Here is a 21,170-nt window from a genome sequence, read left to right on the forward strand (position 1 = left end):
AATGGGTAAACCACGTAACATTTGGAGATAAGCGATGCAGCAGTTAGCCAGCTTCTTGTACGGCACCTGGCAGTCTGGCCGGGGCCGCGAACGCACTATTCATCACGCCATCAGTGGCGAAGCGCTGTGGAGCGTGACCAGCGAAGGGCTGGACATGGCGGCCGCCCGTCGCTATGCGATTGAGCGCGGCGGCGAAGCGCTTCACGCGATGACCTTTATCGAACGCGCAGCCATGCTGAAGGCGGTGGCAAAGCACCTGCTTAGCGAGAAAGAGACGTTTTATGCCCTGTCCGCCCAGACCGGGGCGACGAAAGCAGACAGCTGGGTCGATATCGAAGGCGGCATCGGCACCCTCTTCACTTACGCCAGCCTGGGCAGCCGCGAGCTGCCGGATGACACCGTGTGGCCGGAAGACGAGCCGATCCCGCTGTCGAAAGAAGGCGGCTTTGCCGCGCGTCACGTTCTGACCTCGAAGTCCGGCGTGGCGGTGCACATCAACGCCTTTAACTTCCCCTGCTGGGGAATGCTGGAAAAACTGGCCCCGACCTGGCTTGCCGGGATGCCCGCCATTATCAAACCCGCTACCGCCACCGCACAGGTGACGCAGGCGATGGTGAAATCCATCGTGGAAAGCGGACTGGTGCCGGACGGCGCCATCAGCCTGATCTGCGGCGGCGCGGGCGATCTGCTGGACCAGCTCGACAGCCAGGACGTGGTCACCTTTACGGGCTCCGCCAGCACCGGGCAAAGCCTGCGCGTGCACCCGAATATTGTGGCGAATGCCATTCCGTTCACGATGGAAGCCGACTCCCTGAACTGCTGCGTGCTGGGGGAAGACGTCACGCCGGAGCAGCCGGAATTTGCCCTGTTCATTCGGGAAGTGGTGCGCGAGATGACCGCCAAAGCCGGGCAGAAATGTACGGCCATTCGCCGCATTATCGTCCCGCAGAGCCAGATTGACGCCGTGAGCCAGGCGCTGGTTGCCCGCCTGGAAAAGGTGGTGGTGGGCGACCCGGCGCAGGAAGGGGTAAAGATGGGCGCGCTGGTCAACGCCGAACAGCGCGCGGACGTGCAGGAGAAAGTGGATCACCTGATCGCCGCAGGCTGCCAGGTCCGCCTGGGTGGCAAAGCGGATTTGCAGACCGCGGGCGCGTTCTTCCCGCCGACCCTGCTGTTCTGCCCGCAGCCGGATGAAACCCCTGCCGTCCACGCAACGGAGGCTTTCGGGCCGGTCGCGACCCTGATGCCGTATCGCAACGCACAGCACGCAATGCAGCTTGCCCGCGCGGGCGGCGGCAGCCTGGCAGGCACGCTGGTCACCGCAGACCTGGACATTGCCCGCCAGTTTATTCTCGGCGCGGCGCGCGCCCATGGGCGTATTCAGATCCTCAACGAGGAAGCCTCGAAAGAATCCACCGGCCACGGTTCCCCGCTGCCACAGCTAGTGCACGGCGGTCCCGGACGTGCGGGCGGCGGCGAAGAGCTTGGCGGCCTGCGCGCGGTGAAGCACTACCTGCAGCGCACCGCGATTCAGGGCAGCCCGACGATGCTGGCGGCCATCGGCAAGCAGTGGGTGCGTGGCGCAGCGGTGCAGGAAGATCGCGTGCATCCGTTCCGCAAATACTTTGAGGAGCTGCAGCCGGGCGACAGCCTGCTGACGCCGCGCCGCACCCTGACGGAAGCGGACATCGTGAATTTTGCCTGCCTGAGCGGCGACCACTTTTACGCCCATATGGACAAGATCGGCGCGGCAGAGTCGATCTTTGGCGAGCGCGTGGTGCACGGCTACTTCCTGATTTCCGCCGCGGCAGGGCTGTTCGTTGATGCGGGCGTTGGGCCTGTCATTGCCAACTACGGCATGGAAAACCTGCGCTTTATCGAGCCGGTTAAACCGGGCGATACCATTCAGGTGCGTCTGACCTGCAAGCGTAAAACGCTGAAGAAACAACGCAGTGCCGAGGAAAAACCAACCGGCGTAGTGGAATGGGCGGTTGAGATCTTCAACCAGCACCAGCAGGCCGTGGCGCTCTACTCCATCCTGACGCTGGTGGCGCGCCAGCAGGGGGATTTCTGACACCTTCCCTTCACCACCTTTCCTGCCGGGTGGCGCGATGCCTACCCGGCCTACGACGACCAGCCGGGGTGTGACATCGCCCCGCTCTTTTTTTAACCTGGCAAGACTGGCAAATAATCTGGCAGATGCAGGCAAACGCTTTTCTCAGGCGCCTGTCAGGATAAGGCTGTCACAACACAATAAACACAACAAGATGAGGTCTACGATGGGAAGCAATTCTTCTTTTTCTGCCCGTAGAACGGCGCTGGCTATGGCCGTTGCGCTGTGTTGCGCCTGGCAATCCCCTGTTTTCGCCCACGGCAGCGAGGCGCATATGGTCCCGATGGACAAAACACTGAAGGACTTTGGCGCGGACGTGCAGTGGGATGATTACGCACAGATGTTCACGATTGCGAAAGACGGCGCCTTTGTGAAGGTCAAACCGGGCGCTAAAACCGCCATCGTCAACGGGAAAACCCTCAAGCTCGAGGTGCCGGTGGTGATGAAAGGCAAGAAAGCCTTTATCTCTGACAGCTTCATCAATGATGTTTTCCAGTCCGGTCTTGACCAGACTTTCCAGGTTGAAAAACGCCCTCACCCGCTGAACGCGCTGACGGCGGACGAAATTAAGCAAGCCGTTGAGATTGTCAAAGCCTCGGCGGATTTTAAACCAAATACCCGCTTTACCCAGATTGCCCTTGCTGAGCCAGAGAAAGCCAAAGTGTGGGACTTTGTGCTTAACGGTACGGCTGTGGATGCCCCGCGTCAGGCAAAGATTGTGATGCTCGATGGGAAGCACGTTATCGAAAGCCTGGTGGATCTGAAGGATAAAAAAATCCTGCGCTGGGAGCCGGTGAAAGACGCGCACGGCATGGTGCTGCTGGATGATTTCACTGCGGTGCAGCAGATCGTTAACGAGAGCACGGAGTTTGCCGAGGTGCTTAAAAAACACGGCATCACCGACCCGAAAAAAGTGATTACCACGCCGCTGACCGTGGGCTATTTCGACGGTAAAGACGGTCTGAAGCAGGAAGATCGCCTGCTGAAGGTGGTGAGCTATCTCGACGTCGGCGACGGCAACTACTGGGCGCACCCGATTGAAAACCTGGTGGCCGTGGTCGATCTTGAACAGAAAAAGATCCAGAAGATTGAGGAAGGTGCCGTTGTTCCGGTTCCGATGACGCCGCGCCCCTACGATGGCCGCGACCGTATAGAGACGCCGAAAAAACCGCTCGACATCATTGAGCCGGAAGGCAAGAACTACACCATTACCGGCGATATGGTGCACTGGCAGAACTGGGATTTCCACCTGAGCCTGGACTCCCGCGTCGGCCCGATGATTTCGACCGTCACGTATAACGACAACGGCAAAAAGCGTCAGATTATGTATCAGGGGTCGCTCGGCGGCATGATCGTTCCTTACGGCGATCCGGACGTGGGCTGGTACTTCAAGGCCTATCTTGATTCCGGCGACTACGGCATGGGCACCCTGACCTCGCCGCTGGTGCGCGGTAAAGACGTGCCGTCCAACGCGGTGATGCTCAACGAAACCATCCCGGATTACACCGGCGCGCCGATGGAGATCCCGCGCGCGATAGCGATTTTCGAACGCTACGCGGGGCCGGAATATAAGCATCAGGAGATGGGCCAGCCTAACGTCAGCACCGAGCGCCGCGAACTGGTAGTGCGCTGGGTGAGTACCGTGGGCAACTACGATTACATCTTCGACTGGGTGTTTCATGAAAATGGCACCATCGGCATTGATGCCGGCGCGACGGGTATCGAGGCGGTGAAAGGCGTTCAGGCGAAAACCATGCACGACGCCACCGCCAAAGATGACACTAAATACGGTACGCTGATCGACCACAACATCGTGGGCACCACGCACCAGCACATCTACAACTTCCGTCTTGATATGGACGTGGACGGCATCAACAACAAGCTGGTGGCCATGGATCCGGAAGTGAAGCCGAATACCGCCGGGGGCCCGCGCACCAGCACCATGCAGATTAATCAGTACGATATTGATACCGAGCAGCAGGCGGCACAGAAGTTCGACCCGGGCACGATTCGACTGCTGAGCAACACCAGTAAAGAGAACCGCATGGGCAACCCGGTCTCATACCAGATTATCCCTTACGCGGGGGGCACGCACCCGGTGGCGACCGGCGCGAAATTCGCGCCGGACGAGTGGATCTACCATCGCCTGAGCTTTATGGACAAACAGCTGTGGGTGACCCGTTATCATCCGGATGAGCTCTACCCGGAAGGGAAATTCCCGAACCGCTCCATCCACGACACGGGCCTTGGGCAGTACAGCAAGGATAACGAGTCGCTGAACGATCAGGATGACGTGGTCTGGATGACCACCGGCACCACCCACGTGGCGCGCGCGGAGGAGTGGCCGATCATGCCGACGGAATGGGTGCATACCCTGCTTAAACCGTGGAATTTCTTCGACGAGACGCCAACGCTCGGGAAGAAAAAAGACGAAAAATAACCATCCGCCGGGCAATTGCCCGGTTTTTTTTGCCCTGGCGTTTGAGGATCGTCCTGGCTTGCTTATAGTTACTGATATCTCACCTGCATGATTTATCCCCCGGACGGGAAAGGGCTTTATGGAAAAAAGAAAAAAACCGACGCTGGAACGGGCAACCTGGCCAACGCGCCAGGCCATGGTCATGCATGGACTGGCGATGAACCTGCCGTGGCTGGCCTTCGTCAATATCAGCTTCGCGGTGATGATTCTGCTGCGACACGTTCTGCTTAAGGCCAGCGATCCTCTTTATCCCCACTCGCCGCAGCTGACGAGAATCGTCGATGCCTCCATGCTCGGTATTATCATCCTCTCGGCTGCGCTGATCCTTATGGCCTGGCGGCGCATCGCCGGCATCAGCGTGGTGTTGTTTATCTGCAGCGCCATCTGGTCGGTCTCCTGCTTCTGGTTTATCACCCAGCTGCTGCTGCCGCACGTCTGGCCGCTGTGCGTTATTCTGTTACTCGCCGGTTTGACGGCGCTCTATTTTTACCCTGAAGGGCTGCTTGCCTTTGTGCTCCCGCTCTGGATCACCCTGCCGATAGCAAGCTGGATACGAAACGATGGTCTCAACCTTCACTTCGTTGTTATCTGGAGCGTCTTTACGCTGATCCTGATCTGCGGGCGTTTTATTCTGCTGAGCTGGTTTGACGAAGCCTGGCGACGTAACCAGCAGAATCAGCTGCTGATTTCGCGGCTGGATGCGCTGGCGCATCAGGACCCGTTAACCAAAACCGCCAATCGACGGAAAATGGAGGTGGTGCTGGAGAACGCGGTTGAGCAGAAGAAGCCCTTCTCGCTGATTATGCTGGATATCGACTACTTCAAGCGCTACAACGACACCTACGGGCACCAGGCGGGTGACGACTGTCTGACGCGCGTGGCGCGCGTGCTTAAGCAGTCGGTGCGCACACCTGAGGATGTGGTGTCACGCTACGGCGGCGAAGAGTTTCTGGTGATTCTGTTTAATTGCCCGGAGAACATCGCTGAAAAGGTCGCCCTGCGTATCCAGGACGGCCTTCGCGCAGAGGCCATACCGCACGGCGCCTCGACGGTCAGCGACCATGTCACCGTGAGCATGGGGATTGCGGGGATGGCGGGGGGACTCGCGGGCACCGAGATTATCGCCCGCGCCGATGCGGCGCTGTATCGGGCGAAAGAGGCCGGGCGGGATCGGTGGTCGCTGTAGATAAAAGCCGGGTGGCGCTGCGCTTACCCGGCCTACGGTTCGAGTCGTTGTAGGCCGGGTAAGGCGTAGCCGTCACCCGGCTTGCTTTTTAATACCGCACGCACACCGACTTGGTTTCACACCAGCCGTCCAGCCAGTCCGGACCGAAGTCACGCCCTGTCCCGGACTGCTTCATCCCGCCGAACGGCAGGTTGGCGTCGATCAGCGTATGGCTGTTCACCCACACGGTGCCCGCCTGCAGCCTGTCGGTGTACTCCAGCGCCTTGCTGATATTCTGCGTCCAGACGCTGGCCGTCAGGCCATATTCGGTGTCGTTTGCCAGCTGGAGCGCCTCTTCCCCGTCGGCGACGCGTACCAGGTTGACCACCGGACCGAATACTTCTTCGCGGGTGAGCCGCAGCGAGGCATCCGGGTTCACCACCAGCGTCGGCGACACGTAATAGCCTTTGCCCTCCGGACCACGGTTACCGACGATCAGCTCCGCGTTGCGCGACGTCGCCTCATCAAGGAAGGACTGCACCTTGTCGCAGTGCGCACGCGACACCAGCGGGTTGATAAAGGCCTCCGGCGACATGCCCGGCCCGACGCTCAGGGATTTCACCGCCTGTTCGAACCCGCCGACCAGCGTGTCAAACAGCGGCGCCTCTATGTAGATACGCGAGCTGGCCGCGCACACCTGCCCCTGGTTCAGGAAGCTGCCGGTCATCAGGCCTTCGATCACCCACGCCGGGTCCGCATCCTTGAGTACAATTGCCGGGTTTTTCCCGCCGAGCTCCAGGGTCACGCCGGTGAGCGTATCCGCCGCCGCGCGGGCAATTTGCTTACCCGTCGCCGTTGAGCCGGTAAAGCTCACCTTCGCGATATGCGGGTGCGAGGTCAGCGCTGCGCCACACACCGCGCCGCTGCCGGTCACCACATTGAACACCCCGTCCGGGATGCCCGCTTCACTGGCGAGTTCCGCCACGCGCAGCAGGGTCAGCGGCGTGGTTTCCGACGGCTTAATGACGATAGAGCAGCCCGCGGCCAGCGCTGGCATCACTTTCCACATGCCAATCATCAGCGGGAAGTTCCAGGGCACAATTCCGGCCACCACGCCAGCCGGCTCTTTACGCGTCCACGCCTGATAGCGTGCCCCCTGCGGTAGCGGGATGGAGAGATCGAGGGTTTTGCCCGCAATTTTGGTGGTCAGCCCGGCGGTATAGCGCATCCAGTTCAGGGTGCAGCCGACTTCAAAGGCACGGGAGATGTTGATGGACTTGCCCTGCTCCAGCGTTTCAAGCTGAGCCAGCTCCTCGCCGTGCTGTTCGACGAGATCGGCGAAATGGAGCAGGATCCGCTCGCGCTCCGCCGGGAGCTTTCCGGCCCAGGTACGGGCCACAAAGGCGCGCCAGCCGGACATGACGGCACGATCAACGTCGTCGACGCTGGCATCGGCAGTTGAGGCAATCACCTCGCCCGTGGCCGGGTTGTAGACATTAAGCCGCTTTTCACTGTCCGACGCGGCCTGACGCCCTTCAATCCACAGGCCATGCTGTCGGTCTAAAAATTGTTGCACGGCAGGCTGAATAGCCACCAGTGATTCAGACATAGGATACTCCTTCGTTATTCTTCGCAGGGTGTTCATCCAGTCTAAGAGGGGTTTTGCATTCTCGCTTTTGTCTCTGTGACATTCGCTTTGCCACCTGTGACAGGCGCCGCAAATCGCGATAATTGGCGCTTATATCGCTGTTACCGGTGAGTGTTCTTTCCTATAGTCAGCCTCATAGCTCTGACAAAATGCAACACAAATGCAACAATGCGAAAACGTTGACGGTGCAGTGAGAGAAACGATGGCGTGTGCAAGCGAGCAGGAACAGTATCAGCAGTGGCTGGCGCAAATTAACCAGGTTTGCGGGCGTTTTAACGCGCAGCCCACCGGGGGCAGATTCTACGGCGAGCTGGAGACCAGCTATGCGCGCAGCCTGAAGCTCAGCACCGTCACCGCTGGCGGTGTCAACCTGTTCCGCTCCCGTGAGGAGATCAAACAGAGTAACGATGCCTGGTTCTATACCGTGTTTCAGCTCGAAGGCAGCGCGGAGATTGAGCAGGATGACCGTCGCGCGGTACTCAGAACCGGGGATATCACGCTGATTGACGCCTCACGCCCCTGCTCGATCAACTGGCAGGAAAAATCCCGCCAGATTTCGCTCCTGGTTCCCCGTCAGATTATTGAGCAGCAGTGCCGTTTTCAGGAGATAAGCTGCGCCACCGCTCTTTCCCGCACGCTGCCCACGGTGCAGCTGAGCCATCGCCTGTTGATGGAGAGCATGAGCAATGCCAGCCTGAGTGACCGGGAGAGTGAAGCGGCGCTCGAAGCGATGATCTGCCTGCTGCGCCCCGCTTTCCAGCAGCGCGAAATCATTCAGCCGCGTAAGGAGCGCCAGTTCCAGCATGTGGTGGCGCTGATTGACGACCATATTCAGTCTGAATCGCTGCGCCCGGAATGGATTGCCGCCGAAAGTGGTATGTCCGTGCGCAGCCTCTATCGTATGTTTGCCGAGAAGGGGCTGGTGGTCGCGCAGTACATTAAAAACCGCCGCCTGGATCGCTGCGCGGAGGTGCTGCGCGCAGCCGGTGATGACGAAAAGCTGGCGGGCATTGGCTACAGCTGGGGGTTCACCGACCATAGCCATTTTTCAACGGCGTTTAAGCAGCGCTTTGGCGTTTCGCCGGGTGAATACCGCAGGCGCTACCGCTAGCTATTTTTTCAGCCATTTTCCGTTAATGCCCTTCACATACTCGCCCGGCTGGGCGCGGGCAACCAGTTTTTGCCCTGCCATTTTGGCCACTTCATCGACCGGCAAATTATTGCTGTCAGCCAGCTTCTGGTAGCTTTCCGTGCGCGCCGCGTTGATGCGATTGACCAGCGCCAGCGTTTCGGCATCCTGTTGAATCGGAGCCAGATAACCGCTGAGGGTTTCCCCCACGCGCCCCTGGGCCCGGGCATCGTTGAGGGCGAGCGTAGCCGCCTGTACGTTCATCCCCAGCGCCAGCAAAATCAGAGCTACTCGTTTCATGGCATCCTCAGAACAGATCGCTGCGCGATTTCAGCAGGGTTTCAACGTCTTTATCGACCTTAATGTGGATCTCATGTTCGATTTTGACATTCATGTTGATGGTAATCGGCTCCTTTGGCGCAGCGACTTCAATGCGCGGCGTACAGCCGGACAGTAGCGCGGCAACGGCAACGGTGAGCGCACCAGCCATCTTTTTCATTGTTGTTCCTCACTTTCCTTGCCAGTCGAACTGCGGAGACCGGGTATCGCCGCGTGTTGCTCAAACCAGGTTTGCAGGTTGTCTCCAAAACGCAGGCTGCGCCAGAGGGTAAAGACATTCTCGTCATGGGTATAGTTCAGGTTGACGGAGCTGCTTTTGCCATCGACCCGGCTGGTCCCCTTGATGGTCGCCTGCATGGTTAATTCACCCAGATTATCTAAATTGATTCTCGTCCACGAACGCGAAATTTCCATGTAGCGGAGCCAGTTAATCGCGGCGCCCGCGACCATATTGTCTTTCACGATGGCGTCGGCCGTATCTTTGTCGATGCGAAGCGTCATTGGCCCCGGGTTGGTCAGCCAGCCATCCTTAATGATCCATTTTTCGTTGTCCAGCCAGAACGGCAGCGCCCCGCTGACCGGCCCCGACATGGCGAACTGTTTCGGATTGACGGCGCTAATCAGCTCGCTCGAGGAGATATTGTCCACCCGCAGCAGGGCCGGATCGTGCTGCGGCATTCGCAGCTGCTGCATGGTGATCTTCCCGCCGAGGGTTTCCACCTTCACGTTGGTGAGCAGCAGCGGATTGTCCTCCGTCCAGGGATAATCGCCCTGTAAATCCGCAGTAATGTTGCGCGCGGTCACCAGGTTTACCACTTCACCGATGCGCAACGTGACCGGACCGCGCGTGCCCAGAGACCAGGTGCCCTCGCTGAAGCGGAACGGCAGCACAAAATCGACGCCGTTAATCTGGTTGTCGGGCATCCAGGCGCTGCCGGATTTCAGCACCCCATGCCCGCCCGCTTCAAAGCCCTGATCGGCCGCCGCCGAGAAGGCGACCTGCGCATAAAGCTCCCCGTCGCGCAGCGTCATTTTCCAGTCCGGCGGAATAAGCGGCTGGAATACGGTGAGGGACTGTTTCGGCCACCAGGCCTGCCCGCGAAGGCGCACGCCATCCCAGCGTCCGTTCACCTGTACCGGGCCGATGTTGTCCGCATGGAGGTCACCCTTAAACTGAAAAATCGTCGGGTCGGTGCCGTCGACGCTGAAGGTCAGGACCGAGGGCGGCAACACGCTGCCGCCGGAGAAACGGGTTTGCCCTGCGTTGAGCGACAACGCCCCACTGAAGGTTGGTTTTTCGGCATCGCGCAGCCAGCGTACAGGCCGATCAAGCACCAGACGCGGCGTGCTGACCTCCATCGTACCGTACTGAAGCTTGTCAAAGCCGGTGGAGAGCGCCGTCAGCTCAATAAGGTTGTCGCGCCACTCGCCTTTCCCGGCGACATCCCAGCGGGCATGCATCGGCGTAAAGCCGCCTTTGCCCCAGTAGCGCCACTGCCACAGGCCGTTATCGGGTAAAAAGTCGTTGGCCTGACCGTCCAGGTGGAGTTCAAAATCGCCCATCTCGTTTTCATGGGCGCGCAGAATCGCCTGTAAACGACCGTCCACCCCCTTCCGGGTGAGCTTCACGCCCGCCAGCGGCCAGCGGATTTCATCGATATCGAGCGAGTCAATGATGCGCCCGCGCGAGCGAAGCAGCGCGCCCGGCTCAAAGGCGAGCTGCGGTTCATACAGGCTGCCGGTCAGTTTTGCCGGTAACTTGGCGTAAAGAATGAGATCGTTTTGCTTCGCCTCGCCGCTCAGGTGCAGGGGCATGTCGCTGTTTTCCATGCTGAGCCTGCCGGGCCCAATATTCAGTACCGCGTTGCCTTTACCCGCATCGCCTTGCGTCAAGACGTTCAGTCGTCCGGTCAGGGTGGCTTTCTCCAGCCCCTGCTGCCAGTTGTCGGCGCGAAGGGACACCCGTCCGCTCAGCGGCATACCCGAGAGATCCCAGTTCCAGCGCCCGTCGCTGATGTTGAGCTGTTGCGCCGTGATCTGCCACGGCAGGTCGAGAAGCGGATCGGGGTTGTCTCTCGCCATCACCACCAGCTGTCCCTGATTGTCTTCCCAGTCGAGATCGGCATCGACCAGAGACGTTAACTGTGGCACGTTAAAGGTCGCCACCGCGTGGCCTTTCACCGGCACGCCGTCCGGCACCAGCGGCAGGGTAAACTCGCCCACCAGCTTAATCGGCTGCGGCTGATCCGGGAGCTGAACATCGAACTGGCTGACCGAGAGCGTCTGACCGCGAAGCGTGCCTTTAATGCTGACCTGCTCACCTTTATAGGCGATCTCCTGGCTGGAGGGGGTTAGCGACGCCTGCAGCTCGCCCTGCCACTGCTGCCAGGGCGACAGCGTCAGGCGGTGAATCGTGAGCCAGGTATTGGGTAACACAGCCTGCCATTGTGCCAGCGTTTTCGGGGCGACCGTTGAGGGCGCCGACTGGGGAATTTTGCTCAGGCAGACGGTGTTAAGATCCAGCGCGCCGATATCCAGCTTCCAGCGGCTGGGGTGTGACAGCGTCACGTTATCGATGCGGGCAATTTCGCAGTCTTCCACCAGATAGCGAAGATCGGGGATCACCAGCGCGCGGCGAGTCAGTTTCGGACTCTCTTCGAACGCGATGCGCGTCCCGACGGGAAGCCAGATCCCGGCGAGCGTCGGTACCCACTGAGCGAGCGTCATCAGCAGCGTCAGCGGCAACAATATGAACAGCAGTAAAAGCGCAAGAGCGGCTTTGTATTTACCCTTCATGGGCAGTTAATATCCTGATTTAGCGAAAGAATTAAGCCGGCAGTGCCGATCATTGTCGCATGTTTAGCGGTTGAGTTGAAGTTGACGCCAAGTTAAGAATAGATGCTGTAATAGTAAGCGGTAATTTTTTTGCTATGCGTAACCTAAAGAATAAAGTTTCGGTTCAATTGGTTACGCATAAGTTCAAGAATAATCGCAGAGCAGATTTGCGACATTAATACCTATTCCGTGGCATTGCCAGCAGGTAAAGCATGGCGAATATCAATGACCCCCAATACACCGAGTCGTACCGCCAGGGATCAAAATCAATATGTAAAAAACCGCTAACAAACTCATAGCCGTTGGCAAAAACGTTAATTTGAATGGCTGCGATGGCTATCACAAATAGCGTATAGGCAATGAACAGAGGATATTTATGAAGCCTGTTGACCTTGAGTTTCCCGAGGTACAACAAGAAAAAAACGACAATAGATACAATAAAATAGCATACGGCAGGTAGAATCGGTGGGGTTAATGACAACTCGAATTGTTCCGACATAATTAATTCTCTTTAGCTATCTGGTACATCTGCCAACCTGTGACGCTTCCACTTGTTAAATCCAGAGCCATCGCTGTTTTAGAAGCCTCTTGCCATCCTCTGATATAATCAGATTCAATGTTGCGAAACAGACTCCAGGATTTTTCTCGGGGAGCCAGTACTCTCCTGCCCGCGCCATAGGCTGATAAAGAGATATCAACTACTCCATAGACAATATCAGCTTCATTATTCCCATAGCCGAGTTTCGCTGCTACGTAACGATAAGCATCTCTTAGCGTGCCAGACCGATCTTCACGATAAAGAAGATAGTATCCATTTTCATACATGTTGTTTAGCCCATGAGTAATCATAGGTGCACCATACGCAGCACAGGCCAGACCCAGCGAACCGACGCATAAACTAGCGCCCCCATACACTTGCGCCCCACCGGCAACGAAACCGATCTGTTTAAGCGCTAAAGTCGTCGTTGTTGTTCGGTTTTTTTCAACAACAATAAATAACTTAGCTTTATTGAAGGTGAGTAAATCATCCTGTTCCTTAAGATGATGTATCTGTTCATCAAGTAATTGAATCCCGCCTGACCAGGTCAAGCAATGCGACTCGATCTCCCTTCTCAGGTGAGCAACAAGTTGTTGAGTTTCAAAAAACATACCAGCGGTACCATAAAGCAAATGCTTTGTGGCAATTCGCTGCGCAAGATTTTCAATCTCTAAGACTTTCTCTTCGAAATGACTTTTATCCCGATTATGGTTGTACATTCGGTCTCCCTGTCATTTTAAAATGATAGTAATAATACTACCTTCGATGTTAGGACATTCAAAGAGCTACGTCATTTTAACAGCTAAAGGTAGTCACATTTTCAAGCATTGGGAAACCACTTACCCAAACATACGCACTTGTTGTGACTTTAGTCTCCCCCATAGCCCCCTTAGAGTAAAACAAGCAGACATGTCGCTGGTGTCAGTCCCGCTTAAGAAATCGGTGGATATGAATATCATGGAGTTAGGGTGCACATATGCTCTAGAATAATTGATAGAACTTATTGAATTCAATAATATTTTAGAAATTGTAAGATAATTTTAATCATGCTAACGTGAATGCAAAATCACTGGAGAAAGTCTTATGAAACTCGCGGTATACAGCACAAAGCAGTACGACAAAAAGTATCTGCAACATGTTAACGAGGCTTACGGGTTTGAGCTTGAATTTTTCGACTTTCTGCTGTCCGAAAAAACCGCCAAAACGGCGCACGGCTGTGAAGGCGTCTGCATTTTCGTAAACGATGACGGCAGTCGCCCGGTGCTGGAAGAGTTGAAAAAACAGGGGGTGAAGTACATCGCCCTGCGCTGTGCGGGCTTCAACAATGTGGACCTCGACGCGGCAAAAGAGCTGGGTCTGAAGGTGGTGCGCGTTCCGGCGTACTCCCCGGAAGCGGTGGCTGAACATGCGATTGGCATGATGATGTCCCTCAACCGTCGTATTCACCGCGCTTATCAGCGCACCCGTGACGCCAACTTCTCGCTGGAAGGGCTGACCGGCTTTACCATGTACGGCAAAACCGCTGGCGTAATCGGCACCGGTAAAATTGGCGTGGCTGCCCTGCGCATTCTGAAAGGCTTTGGCATGCGTCTGCTGGCATTCGATCCGTACCCAAGCGCCGCAGCGCTGGATCTGGGCGTGGAGTACGTCGACCTGCCGACCCTGTTCTCGCAGTCCGACGTGATTTCCCTGCACTGTCCGCTGACTCCGGAAAACTATCACCTGCTTAACCAGGCGGCGTTTGACCAGATGAAGGATGGCGTGATGATCATCAACACCAGCCGCGGCGGGCTGGTTGATTCTCAGGCTGCTATCGAAGCCCTGAAGACCCAGAAGATTGGCGCGCTGGGGATGGACGTGTATGAGAACGAACGCGATCTGTTCTTTGAAGACAAGTCTAATGACGTCATCCAGGACGACGTGTTCCGTCGCCTCTCTGCCTGCCATAACGTGCTGTTTACCGGTCACCAGGCGTTTCTGACGGCCGAAGCGCTGATCAGCATTTCTGAAACCACGCTGGGGAACCTGCAGCAGCTGGAAAAGGGCGAAGCGTGCCCTAACGAGCTGGCTTAAGTGCTACGCCGGGTGGGCGGCTAAGCCTCACCCGGCGCGTTTGTTTCCCAGCTCCGGTGCGCAACGCGCCACCAGAGCAGGACGGCAGCCAGCGCAATCGCGCTCAGGACACTGAATGCCGTCGCAAACGAGTAATGACCTGCGATCGTCCCGGTTAATGCCGGACTCATGGATGCCCCTACTCCCTGCATCAACATCACCACGCTCTGCCCGGCATTGACGTGCCCGCTTCCGCGCAGCAGCACCACAATAAACGACGGTACGACGACACCCAGGATCCCGGCGGCCAGGCCGTCGAGAATTTGTACCGGGATCATCATTAACGGCGCATCCGTGGATGCCGCCAGCGCCGCACGCACCGGCATAACCAGCAGCGCCAACATAATCAAGCGCCAGTAGCCATAGTGTTCGATCCGGCGCGAGGCCCAGATGGCGACGGGGATCATCACGGCCTGGGAGATGATAACGGTGCCCGCCGCGTACAAACCGGGGTTGATCGAGGCGGGCGCGGCGGCCACCCTCATGCTCAGCATCGGCAGCAGCGCGGCGTTCGCCAGGTGGAACAGCAGCAGCGTCAACCCGGTCACAAACAGCGCCCGGTTTTTCATCAGCACCGCAAAACCGGGGACCGGCAGGCTCGCTGAAGAGGACAGCCCGCGCGCCGCGTCGTTATCGATATCGCTGTTGCGAATGGCAAGCAGCGCACACAGCGTTAGCAGCGTGGTGCTGGTCATCAGCAGGAAAATCCCGCCCACGCCCCAGTACCACGCAATGCCGCCCGCAATGAGCGCGGTGACAAAGTTGCCGCCGTGATTGAACGCCTCGTTTCTGCCCATCTGCGCGCTGAACCCGCCCTGCCCAGTCAACCCCAGCGTAATCCCGGCGATTAACGGCCCGACAAATGCCGCACAGATACCGGTGACGACTTGCGACACGGCGACAACGCCGCTCTGCTGGCTAAACCAGAGCAGAAGCGTGCTGAGCGTGATCAGAATGCACAGAAGCGCGAGCACAGCGCGCTTGTTGCGGGAGGTGTCGGTGATGAATCCCGCCGGCAGCGTGGCCAGTAACCCCGCCAGCCCGCCGGCCGTCATCAGGATGCCGATATCATCAGGGGTCCAGTGGCGTTCGGTCAGGAAAATACCGAGAAAAGGCCCCAGACCATCACGAACATCAGCAATGAAAAAACTTGTCAGGCATAACGCCCGCAGCGAACGAAGAGACATACTTCCTGCCTTGCCTGTTATTGCCTGAAATAAGCAAAATGCAGTATACCGGGTATTTTTGAAAATCAGATGACGTCTGAAAAATATTCCCTGCAAACTTAAACAATACATCAAGGGCGCTGTTTTTTTACTTTACTCATTATTGCGCCTGCTTATACTGGCAAAAATTTTCACAGGAGTCCTTCGTTGGAAAGCCATTTTATCGTTGATACGAAGGTAAGCTGACGCGATTTTCTCGCTGCTTACCTTAACGGTGGGCAGCAATCCTCTTGACGTGATTGCATCCCAATACATTAAGAACGACCAAATTTGTGGAGCATCGCGATGTTCATGTTTAATCATTCACTCTTTCCGCCGCCCTCGCGCTGACATGCTTTGCGTTTTAACGGCGTCATACTGTGCTTTGTGAAGCGCTGACGCTTATCGTGTAACCATGTTAACAGGCGACAGGCTGATGTTCCCTTATATCTCTCATCTGCTCGCAGCGATGCTGCTGGGCGCAATTATTGGCGCGGAAAGACAGTGGCGCCAGCGTATGGCCGGGCTTCGTACCAATGCACTGGTTGCGACGGGCGCGGCCGTGTTTATTCTAAGTTCCCTCTCGACGTCACCCGATAGCCCGGGGCGTATTGCAGCGCAGATTGTCTCCGGAATAGGCTTTCTTGGCGCTGGCGTTATTATGCGTGAGGGAATGAATATTCGCGGTCTTAATACCGCCGCGACGCTGTGGTGTTCGGCCGGAATTGGCGTGCTATGTGGATTAGGTCAATTCTGGAATGCCGGTATGGCCAGCGTGATTATTCTGTGCGCCAACATCCTGCTTCGCGAAGCTGCGCAGCGGATTAATCAACTGCCCGCGCTGCATGAAGGCGAAAAATGCTATGTCCTGAAAATCACCTGTGATGACGAGCATGAAGATGCGGTGCGGCAGAGTGTGGTCAACATGGCGAAAGAGTTGACGTTGAGTCTGAAAGCCATTTATTGCGATACGGCGCAAGCAGAAGGAAAAACCGAAATACGGGCCGAGGTGATGACCCGTAAGGAATACCGGAAATTACTCGAGCTAATTATGGGTAATATCGGCGGGAATAAAATTATGGCTTCCGTAAGCTGCCACGCAATATGAACACGATACCGGGCATTGCGCCCGGTTGAGGCTTTGCCGTTTTGCAGAAAACGGACCGTGACGCGAAGAGATTCATCCCCGGATGTCCCTGTTCGTTGTCACGCCACGTTGGCAAGATCACGGACAGGTTCGACTGTACGCCTATCACATAACCGAAATTTGTACCCGTTATGACACCCTGCTCTCTGTTTTGCTGAAATTAACGATCTACCCTGAATTGTGTGAAAAACACTCAGGAGGGACACATTTACAACTCAATTTTGGTTCCCATTGACATTTCCGAGGATAGCCTGACGCACATGGTTATCCCGTTCGTTCAGGCACACACCGCACTTAACACGGCCAAGGTCCACTTTCTTACTGTCATTCCATCGCTTCCCTATTATTCATCGTTAGGTTTGGCCTACTCCGTGGAAATGCCGAAGATGAAAGAATTCCAGCACGCTGCTTTAGCGAAACTGGATGAGATTGTTAAGCAATTCAAAATTCCTGCAGATAAGATACAGACTCACGCCGTGACGGGATCGCCTAAGGATCAAATCCTTAAGCTCGCTGACACAATCGACGCCGACCTGATTATCATTGCCTCCCACAAACCTGACATATCGACGTATCTGTTGGGTTCGAACGCTGCGGCAGTGGTGCGGCATGCGAAATGCCCTGTGCTGGTTGTAAGATAAAAAAACCGGGCGTAACGCCCGGTTTTTTAAGCCAACACCATGAACCGCTCCCAACAGACAGCTACACAGGAATATGAGCAGGTTTACAATCCCTGACCAGCCTTACCTGTTCACGCAAAGCGCAAATGGCGACTGCAGATTTCCAATCAGCCAGCCATTACCTGTAGGTTCAATCTTCAGCTGGCGAACGGTTCCCTCGGGAACATAAAAGAAGCTGCTTTTAAAACTGTCATCATCAGCTGTATCACGCGGATTTTTAACGTAGCGCGTATCGGTCAGGGCAATCTCACCCGGCCTGTTCATCTCATAGCTAAAGAGAATTGTGCGTGAGATGACATTAACACCTCGCGCTGACTGGATATTCCCAGACAGGACAGCCTGGCCATCGTGGTTTTTATCTAAACGGAAAATAAACTCCAGCGTAGCGACGAAATCAGGTTCGTGATGGTTGTAACGTACAATTGTGGAACAGTTAACACTCAACGCACTCTGTTTATGACGCATGTGAACGTAGAACCACACCGATAACGCCAGGATGAGGAGTAAAATTACGGCCGATATCCCTGTTTTTTTATTGATTGCGTTCATAACCACTCCAGTAGTTATTCAGACAGGAGATGTAATTATTATTCTTTTGCGTGCATCGACTGATAAACGCCCTCCCCTTATTGCCGTACAGATAGGACTCTGAAACCTGATAGAGAAAAGAAGTGCCTTCCAGACACTGAATATGATTTGAGTTAGCCAGTTCTAAAAACAGTTCTTTTTTTTGCTCTGACAGGGATGCAGAGTTGCTCTGGACTGTATAGACAGGACAGGTGTCGTAGTTAAACAAAAAATGAGGCTTAATCTGTTTTATTTCCTTTACGTCTTTCGACGGAATTACGAGACCTGACACAACTAAGGTAGCGCTGATTAAAAGGATAATCAGTGCCAGCGTATAATGAAGAGCCTTGTTGTTACCCGCTACCGCCGTACGGTGTACTACCTTTATTATCTCCGACTCTTCATCTTCTTTGAGTCGTCCATCAGCAATCGTAGATTCAGTTATATCCCTGACAGCAATATCACTGTTAAACATAAAGCCGACCCGAGGTACTGTGGTAATACATTCATCCGTAATACCAAACTGGACGAAGTGTTTTCTCAGTTCTGAGATGTATTTATTTAATGTGTGACTCGATGAGCGCAACCCATGAGCATCCCAGACGTTATCCAGGAGTTCATTCCGTGTCAGGACTTGACCATGCTTTTCGAGAAGGCATGTGAGTAGCCTGTTCATTGTCAGGGTCAGAATGACAGTAGAGCCCTCGTCTCCGGATGGCCATATGGCACCATCTTCAGAGCGATAAAAAACCCTATTATCAATCACAAAAACCATCTCTGACTCCTTATCCATGATGGTAATTGAATGGATCTTCACATTTATCCAGCCTGCGAAAGCCCATTAACTTCTTTCTCGCATCTTAGCACAGCAAGACGCAACAACCTCTTCTGCAGACTTATCACTTGTAAATGAAATGCCAAGCAGAATATAAGTTTGTATTTTAATAAATCCGCAATACATGTATCTACACGCCGTTTTGGGTTGATAGGATTATTCGCAGAAGTGAATGAGCAGGTTCTTATTCTTCAGGAGCAGCCATCCGACCTACCGCCATTCACAGCCCCGGGTACGAAGAGACACCTCGGGTAGCGAATCCAGTAGATAAGGAGCGACATTATGATAAGCACCAAAATGCTCATGAAAGCAGAACGTTTCTTCATCAAAGCTCGTACATTGATTAGAGAAACAATCTTATCAGCGGAACTGACCAATGCTGAATTTGTACCGTTTATCCAGCCCGTATGTAAGGGAGATAAGATCGTAGGCGGAGAGGTATTACTCAGAGTTCTCAAAGATGGGATTTACCAATCTCCCGAAAAATACCTTTCGGCAATAGAATCATGTGAGGTGATTAATGATGTCACTTGCAGTCTGATGTCTGATGTTAAAACATTTTTCGAAGGCTATGAAGGTACTCTACCTGATGACTTTTATCTCTCCTTCAACATCTGTGCGAGACAGTTGAACTCTTCAAGAGTTATTGAAGCAGTGACGGACTTTAAGAAAACATTCGACGGACGCATTTCTGTCACGCTGGAAATTGTCGAACGCGGAACAATGAACCTGGACGACTTTGCACTCGAGGCTATGCAGCAACTTACTGAGTCAGGTGTGCGATTTGCGATTGATGATTTCGGCAGCGGGAGTTCATGCCTTAAATATATTGAACATGCAGGTTTCTCAACTATCAAGATTGATAAATGCCTCACAATTGCCAGCAATGGATCATTAATCTATTCCGCGGTGATTGATTCAATTATCACTCTCGCAGAGCGGCTGCAAATTCATGTCATTGCTGAAGGTATAGAAAATAAAGAACAACTATCGCTTTTGAAAGATAGAGGGGTGGATATTTTTCAGGGTTATCTATTTTCAAAACCTGTAAGCATGCACGAGTTTTGCACGCACATATAACGTTTTTCAAAAGCATAAACACAACAATTCGCAACCTATCATGGAAAGCATTACTTAAATAACAGTAGTGCACTCGACCTATTTGTTACAGATTTAAATTACCACCGAGGACAAATTATATATGTCAGCTAACTTCCCAAACCCTCCAGAGCTTCCGTCATGCTCAGGGCCGGACGGAATTCTTTATGACTTTAACTATGGCGCGCGCGTTTTGCTCCCGGAAGGAAAATGGCACGTCATTTTAATGGACGACGACAGCGGTAATATTCTTTTCAGCTGTGATTCAGAAGGCGGTTGGGTCACCAGTAATAAAAAATATTACGTCCGCTTCCGCATTCAGGTATTCCACCAGGGATCGGCGAGCCCGGTCCTGGATGAAACGCTGGATATGAAGGACAAGCCCGTCGTCATCTTTTTCCCAACGGGTACGCTGGGCGACATGCTTGGGTGGTTCCATTATGCAGAGCGTTTTCGCCAGCTGCACCGCTGTCAACTTGAGTGCGTTATGGGGCAGGAAATCATTGAACTGCTCAGCGCACAGTATCCCGAGATCACTTTCTCCACAAAGGACAATCTGCAGACGGTAAATCCCTACGCATCCTGGTATGTAGGCCTCTTCTTTAAGGGGGACACCACTCATCAACCCATCGATTTCAGGAAGGTCGGTTTCCACCGCAATGCCGGCTACATCCTCGGGGTCGATCCGCGGGAGTGCCCTCCCCGCCTGAAACTGGATGCGGAACGAAAAATTGCGGAGCCGTATGTCTGCATCGCCGCGCAGTCCACCAACCAGGCGAAGTACTGGAACAACGGCCATGGCTGGGCAGAGGTGGTAGCCCACCTTAAGTCCCTAGGATACCGGGTGCTGTGCATTGACCGCCATGCGCATTACGGCCAGGGCTTCGTCTGGAACCATATTCCCCAGGGTGCCGAAGACTTCACGGGGGATATTCCACTTCAGGAGCGGGTGGACCTGTTAAGGCATGCGAGCTTCTTTATCGGACTTGGCAGCGGGCTGTCATGGCTAGCCTGGGCGTCCGGTATCCCTGTGGTGTTAATCAGCGGATTCAGTCTCCCCAACAGCGAATTTTACACCCCCTGGCGGGTGTTCAGCAGCCATGGCTGTAACGGCTGCTGGGATGACACGTCCGTTGATTTTGACCACGTGGATTATTTGTGGTGTCCGCATCACAAGCACACCCCTCGACAGTACGAGTGCACGAGCCTGATAACCGGTCGGCAGGTTATCGGCATGGTGGACCGTCTGCATTCAGGATTAGTTAATAAGTAAGGGACGT

General features: G+C 54.9%; 18 protein-coding genes. 9 read left to right on the top strand and 9 right to left on the bottom strand.

The genetic code is table 11. The features are described from left to right. Window positions 1-34: 34 nt before the first annotated feature. From paaZ to ACOTXT_RS15045, 3 genes are all read left to right on the top strand, one after another. Window positions 35-2,074, top strand: a complete 2,040-nt coding sequence (paaZ, locus tag ACOTXT_RS15035) for a phenylacetic acid degradation bifunctional protein PaaZ (protein WP_333164854.1) — start codon at window positions 35-37, stop codon at window positions 2,072-2,074. Between the two features lie 205 nt (window positions 2,075-2,279). Then, window positions 2,280-4,553, top strand: coding sequence for a primary-amine oxidase (gene tynA, locus ACOTXT_RS15040; protein WP_421625335.1), 2,274 nt, complete (start codon window positions 2,280-2,282; stop codon window positions 4,551-4,553). A gap of 118 nt (window positions 4,554-4,671) precedes the next feature. Beyond that, on the top strand, window positions 4,672-5,778 hold the full coding sequence (locus ACOTXT_RS15045) for a GGDEF domain-containing protein (RefSeq protein WP_023344047.1): 1,107 nt from the start codon (window positions 4,672-4,674) through the stop codon (window positions 5,776-5,778). Window positions 5,779-5,866: 88 nt separating this feature from the next. On the opposite strand, the gene ACOTXT_RS15050 is transcribed toward ACOTXT_RS15045, so the two are convergent. Beyond that, window positions 5,867-7,366, bottom strand: coding sequence for an aldehyde dehydrogenase family protein (locus ACOTXT_RS15050; protein ID WP_421625336.1), 1,500 nt, complete (start codon window positions 7,364-7,366; stop codon window positions 5,867-5,869). Window positions 7,367-7,607: 241 nt separating this feature from the next. On the opposite strand from ACOTXT_RS15050, the gene feaR reads away from it, so the two are divergent. Then, window positions 7,608-8,516 (top strand): transcriptional regulator FeaR, encoded by a 909-nt coding sequence (gene feaR / locus ACOTXT_RS15055; RefSeq protein WP_008502386.1) that lies wholly within the window; start codon window positions 7,608-7,610, stop codon window positions 8,514-8,516. Here the strand turns inward: feaR and ACOTXT_RS15060 are convergent, their stop codons facing one another. The 5 genes from ACOTXT_RS15060 to ACOTXT_RS15080 all read right to left on the bottom strand — a co-directional run bounded on the left by ACOTXT_RS15060 (window position 8,517) and on the right by ACOTXT_RS15080 (window position 12,965). Continuing rightward, entirely contained in the window at window positions 8,517-8,834 is a 318-nt protein-coding gene (locus tag ACOTXT_RS15060) for a YdbL family protein (RefSeq protein ID WP_023327360.1), read from the bottom strand. 7 nt (window positions 8,835-8,841) lie between these two features. Further along, the gene (locus tag ACOTXT_RS15065) at window positions 8,842-9,033 is read right to left on the bottom strand and encodes a YnbE family lipoprotein (protein ID WP_008502388.1); all 192 of its coding nucleotides are present in this window, start codon (window positions 9,031-9,033) and stop codon (window positions 8,842-8,844) included. After that, window positions 9,030-11,669: a YdbH family protein gene (locus ACOTXT_RS15070; RefSeq protein WP_333164851.1), complete on the bottom strand. Its 2,640-nt coding sequence runs from the start codon at window positions 11,667-11,669 to the stop codon at window positions 9,030-9,032. The genes ACOTXT_RS15065 and ACOTXT_RS15070 overlap by 4 nt, the downstream gene beginning before the upstream one ends. Before the next feature lie 214 nt (window positions 11,670-11,883). Beyond that, complete coding sequence (locus ACOTXT_RS15075; RefSeq protein WP_008502390.1) at window positions 11,884-12,207, bottom strand: hypothetical protein; 324 nt, start codon at window positions 12,205-12,207, stop codon at window positions 11,884-11,886. A 2-nt stretch (window positions 12,208-12,209) separates the two neighbouring features. Beyond that, entirely contained in the window at window positions 12,210-12,965 is a 756-nt protein-coding gene (locus ACOTXT_RS15080; RefSeq protein ID WP_023327356.1) for a DUF4225 domain-containing protein, read from the bottom strand. Between the two features lie 364 nt (window positions 12,966-13,329). Between ACOTXT_RS15080 and ACOTXT_RS15085 the strand changes: the two genes are divergently transcribed. Further along, complete coding sequence (locus ACOTXT_RS15085; RefSeq protein WP_008502392.1) at window positions 13,330-14,319, top strand: 2-hydroxyacid dehydrogenase; 990 nt, start codon at window positions 13,330-13,332, stop codon at window positions 14,317-14,319. A gap of 20 nt (window positions 14,320-14,339) precedes the next feature. On the opposite strand, the gene ACOTXT_RS15090 is transcribed toward ACOTXT_RS15085, so the two are convergent. After that, window positions 14,340-15,545: an MFS transporter gene (locus ACOTXT_RS15090; protein WP_333164848.1), complete on the bottom strand. Its 1,206-nt coding sequence runs from the start codon at window positions 15,543-15,545 to the stop codon at window positions 14,340-14,342. 454 nt (window positions 15,546-15,999) lie between these two features. On the opposite strand from ACOTXT_RS15090, the gene ACOTXT_RS15095 reads away from it, so the two are divergent. After that, a complete protein-coding gene (locus ACOTXT_RS15095; RefSeq protein WP_045414930.1) occupies window positions 16,000-16,671 on the top strand; it encodes an MgtC family protein in 672 nt (223 codons plus the stop codon). A 245-nt stretch (window positions 16,672-16,916) separates the two neighbouring features. Then, entirely contained in the window at window positions 16,917-17,351 is a 435-nt protein-coding gene (gene uspF / locus ACOTXT_RS15100; protein ID WP_023344035.1) for a universal stress protein UspF, read from the top strand. A gap of 102 nt (window positions 17,352-17,453) precedes the next feature. Here the strand turns inward: uspF and ACOTXT_RS15105 are convergent, their stop codons facing one another. Continuing rightward, window positions 17,454-17,939: a hypothetical protein gene (locus ACOTXT_RS15105; protein WP_008502396.1), complete on the bottom strand. Its 486-nt coding sequence runs from the start codon at window positions 17,937-17,939 to the stop codon at window positions 17,454-17,456. Beyond that, complete coding sequence (locus ACOTXT_RS15110) at window positions 17,923-18,732, bottom strand: winged helix-turn-helix domain-containing protein (RefSeq protein ID WP_333164843.1); 810 nt, start codon at window positions 18,730-18,732, stop codon at window positions 17,923-17,925. The genes ACOTXT_RS15105 and ACOTXT_RS15110 overlap by 17 nt, the downstream gene beginning before the upstream one ends. Before the next feature lie 342 nt (window positions 18,733-19,074). Here ACOTXT_RS15110 and ACOTXT_RS15115 point away from each other — a divergent pair, with 342 nt between their 5' ends. Together ACOTXT_RS15115 and ACOTXT_RS15120 are read left to right on the top strand one after the other, a co-directional pair. Further along, window positions 19,075-19,872 carry an EAL domain-containing protein gene (locus tag ACOTXT_RS15115; RefSeq protein ID WP_333164840.1) on the top strand — a complete coding sequence of 266 codons (798 nt, stop codon included), beginning with the start codon at window positions 19,075-19,077 and terminating at the stop codon, window positions 19,870-19,872. 121 nt (window positions 19,873-19,993) lie between these two features. Continuing rightward, window positions 19,994-21,163 carry an autotransporter strand-loop-strand O-heptosyltransferase gene (locus ACOTXT_RS15120; protein WP_333164838.1) on the top strand — a complete coding sequence of 390 codons (1,170 nt, stop codon included), beginning with the start codon at window positions 19,994-19,996 and terminating at the stop codon, window positions 21,161-21,163. Window positions 21,164-21,170: the final 7 nt, after the last annotated feature.

This window comes from Enterobacter cloacae complex sp. IR5422, assembly GCF_049238165.1.
Lineage (GTDB): Bacteria > Pseudomonadota > Gammaproteobacteria > Enterobacterales > Enterobacteriaceae > Enterobacter > Enterobacter roggenkampii.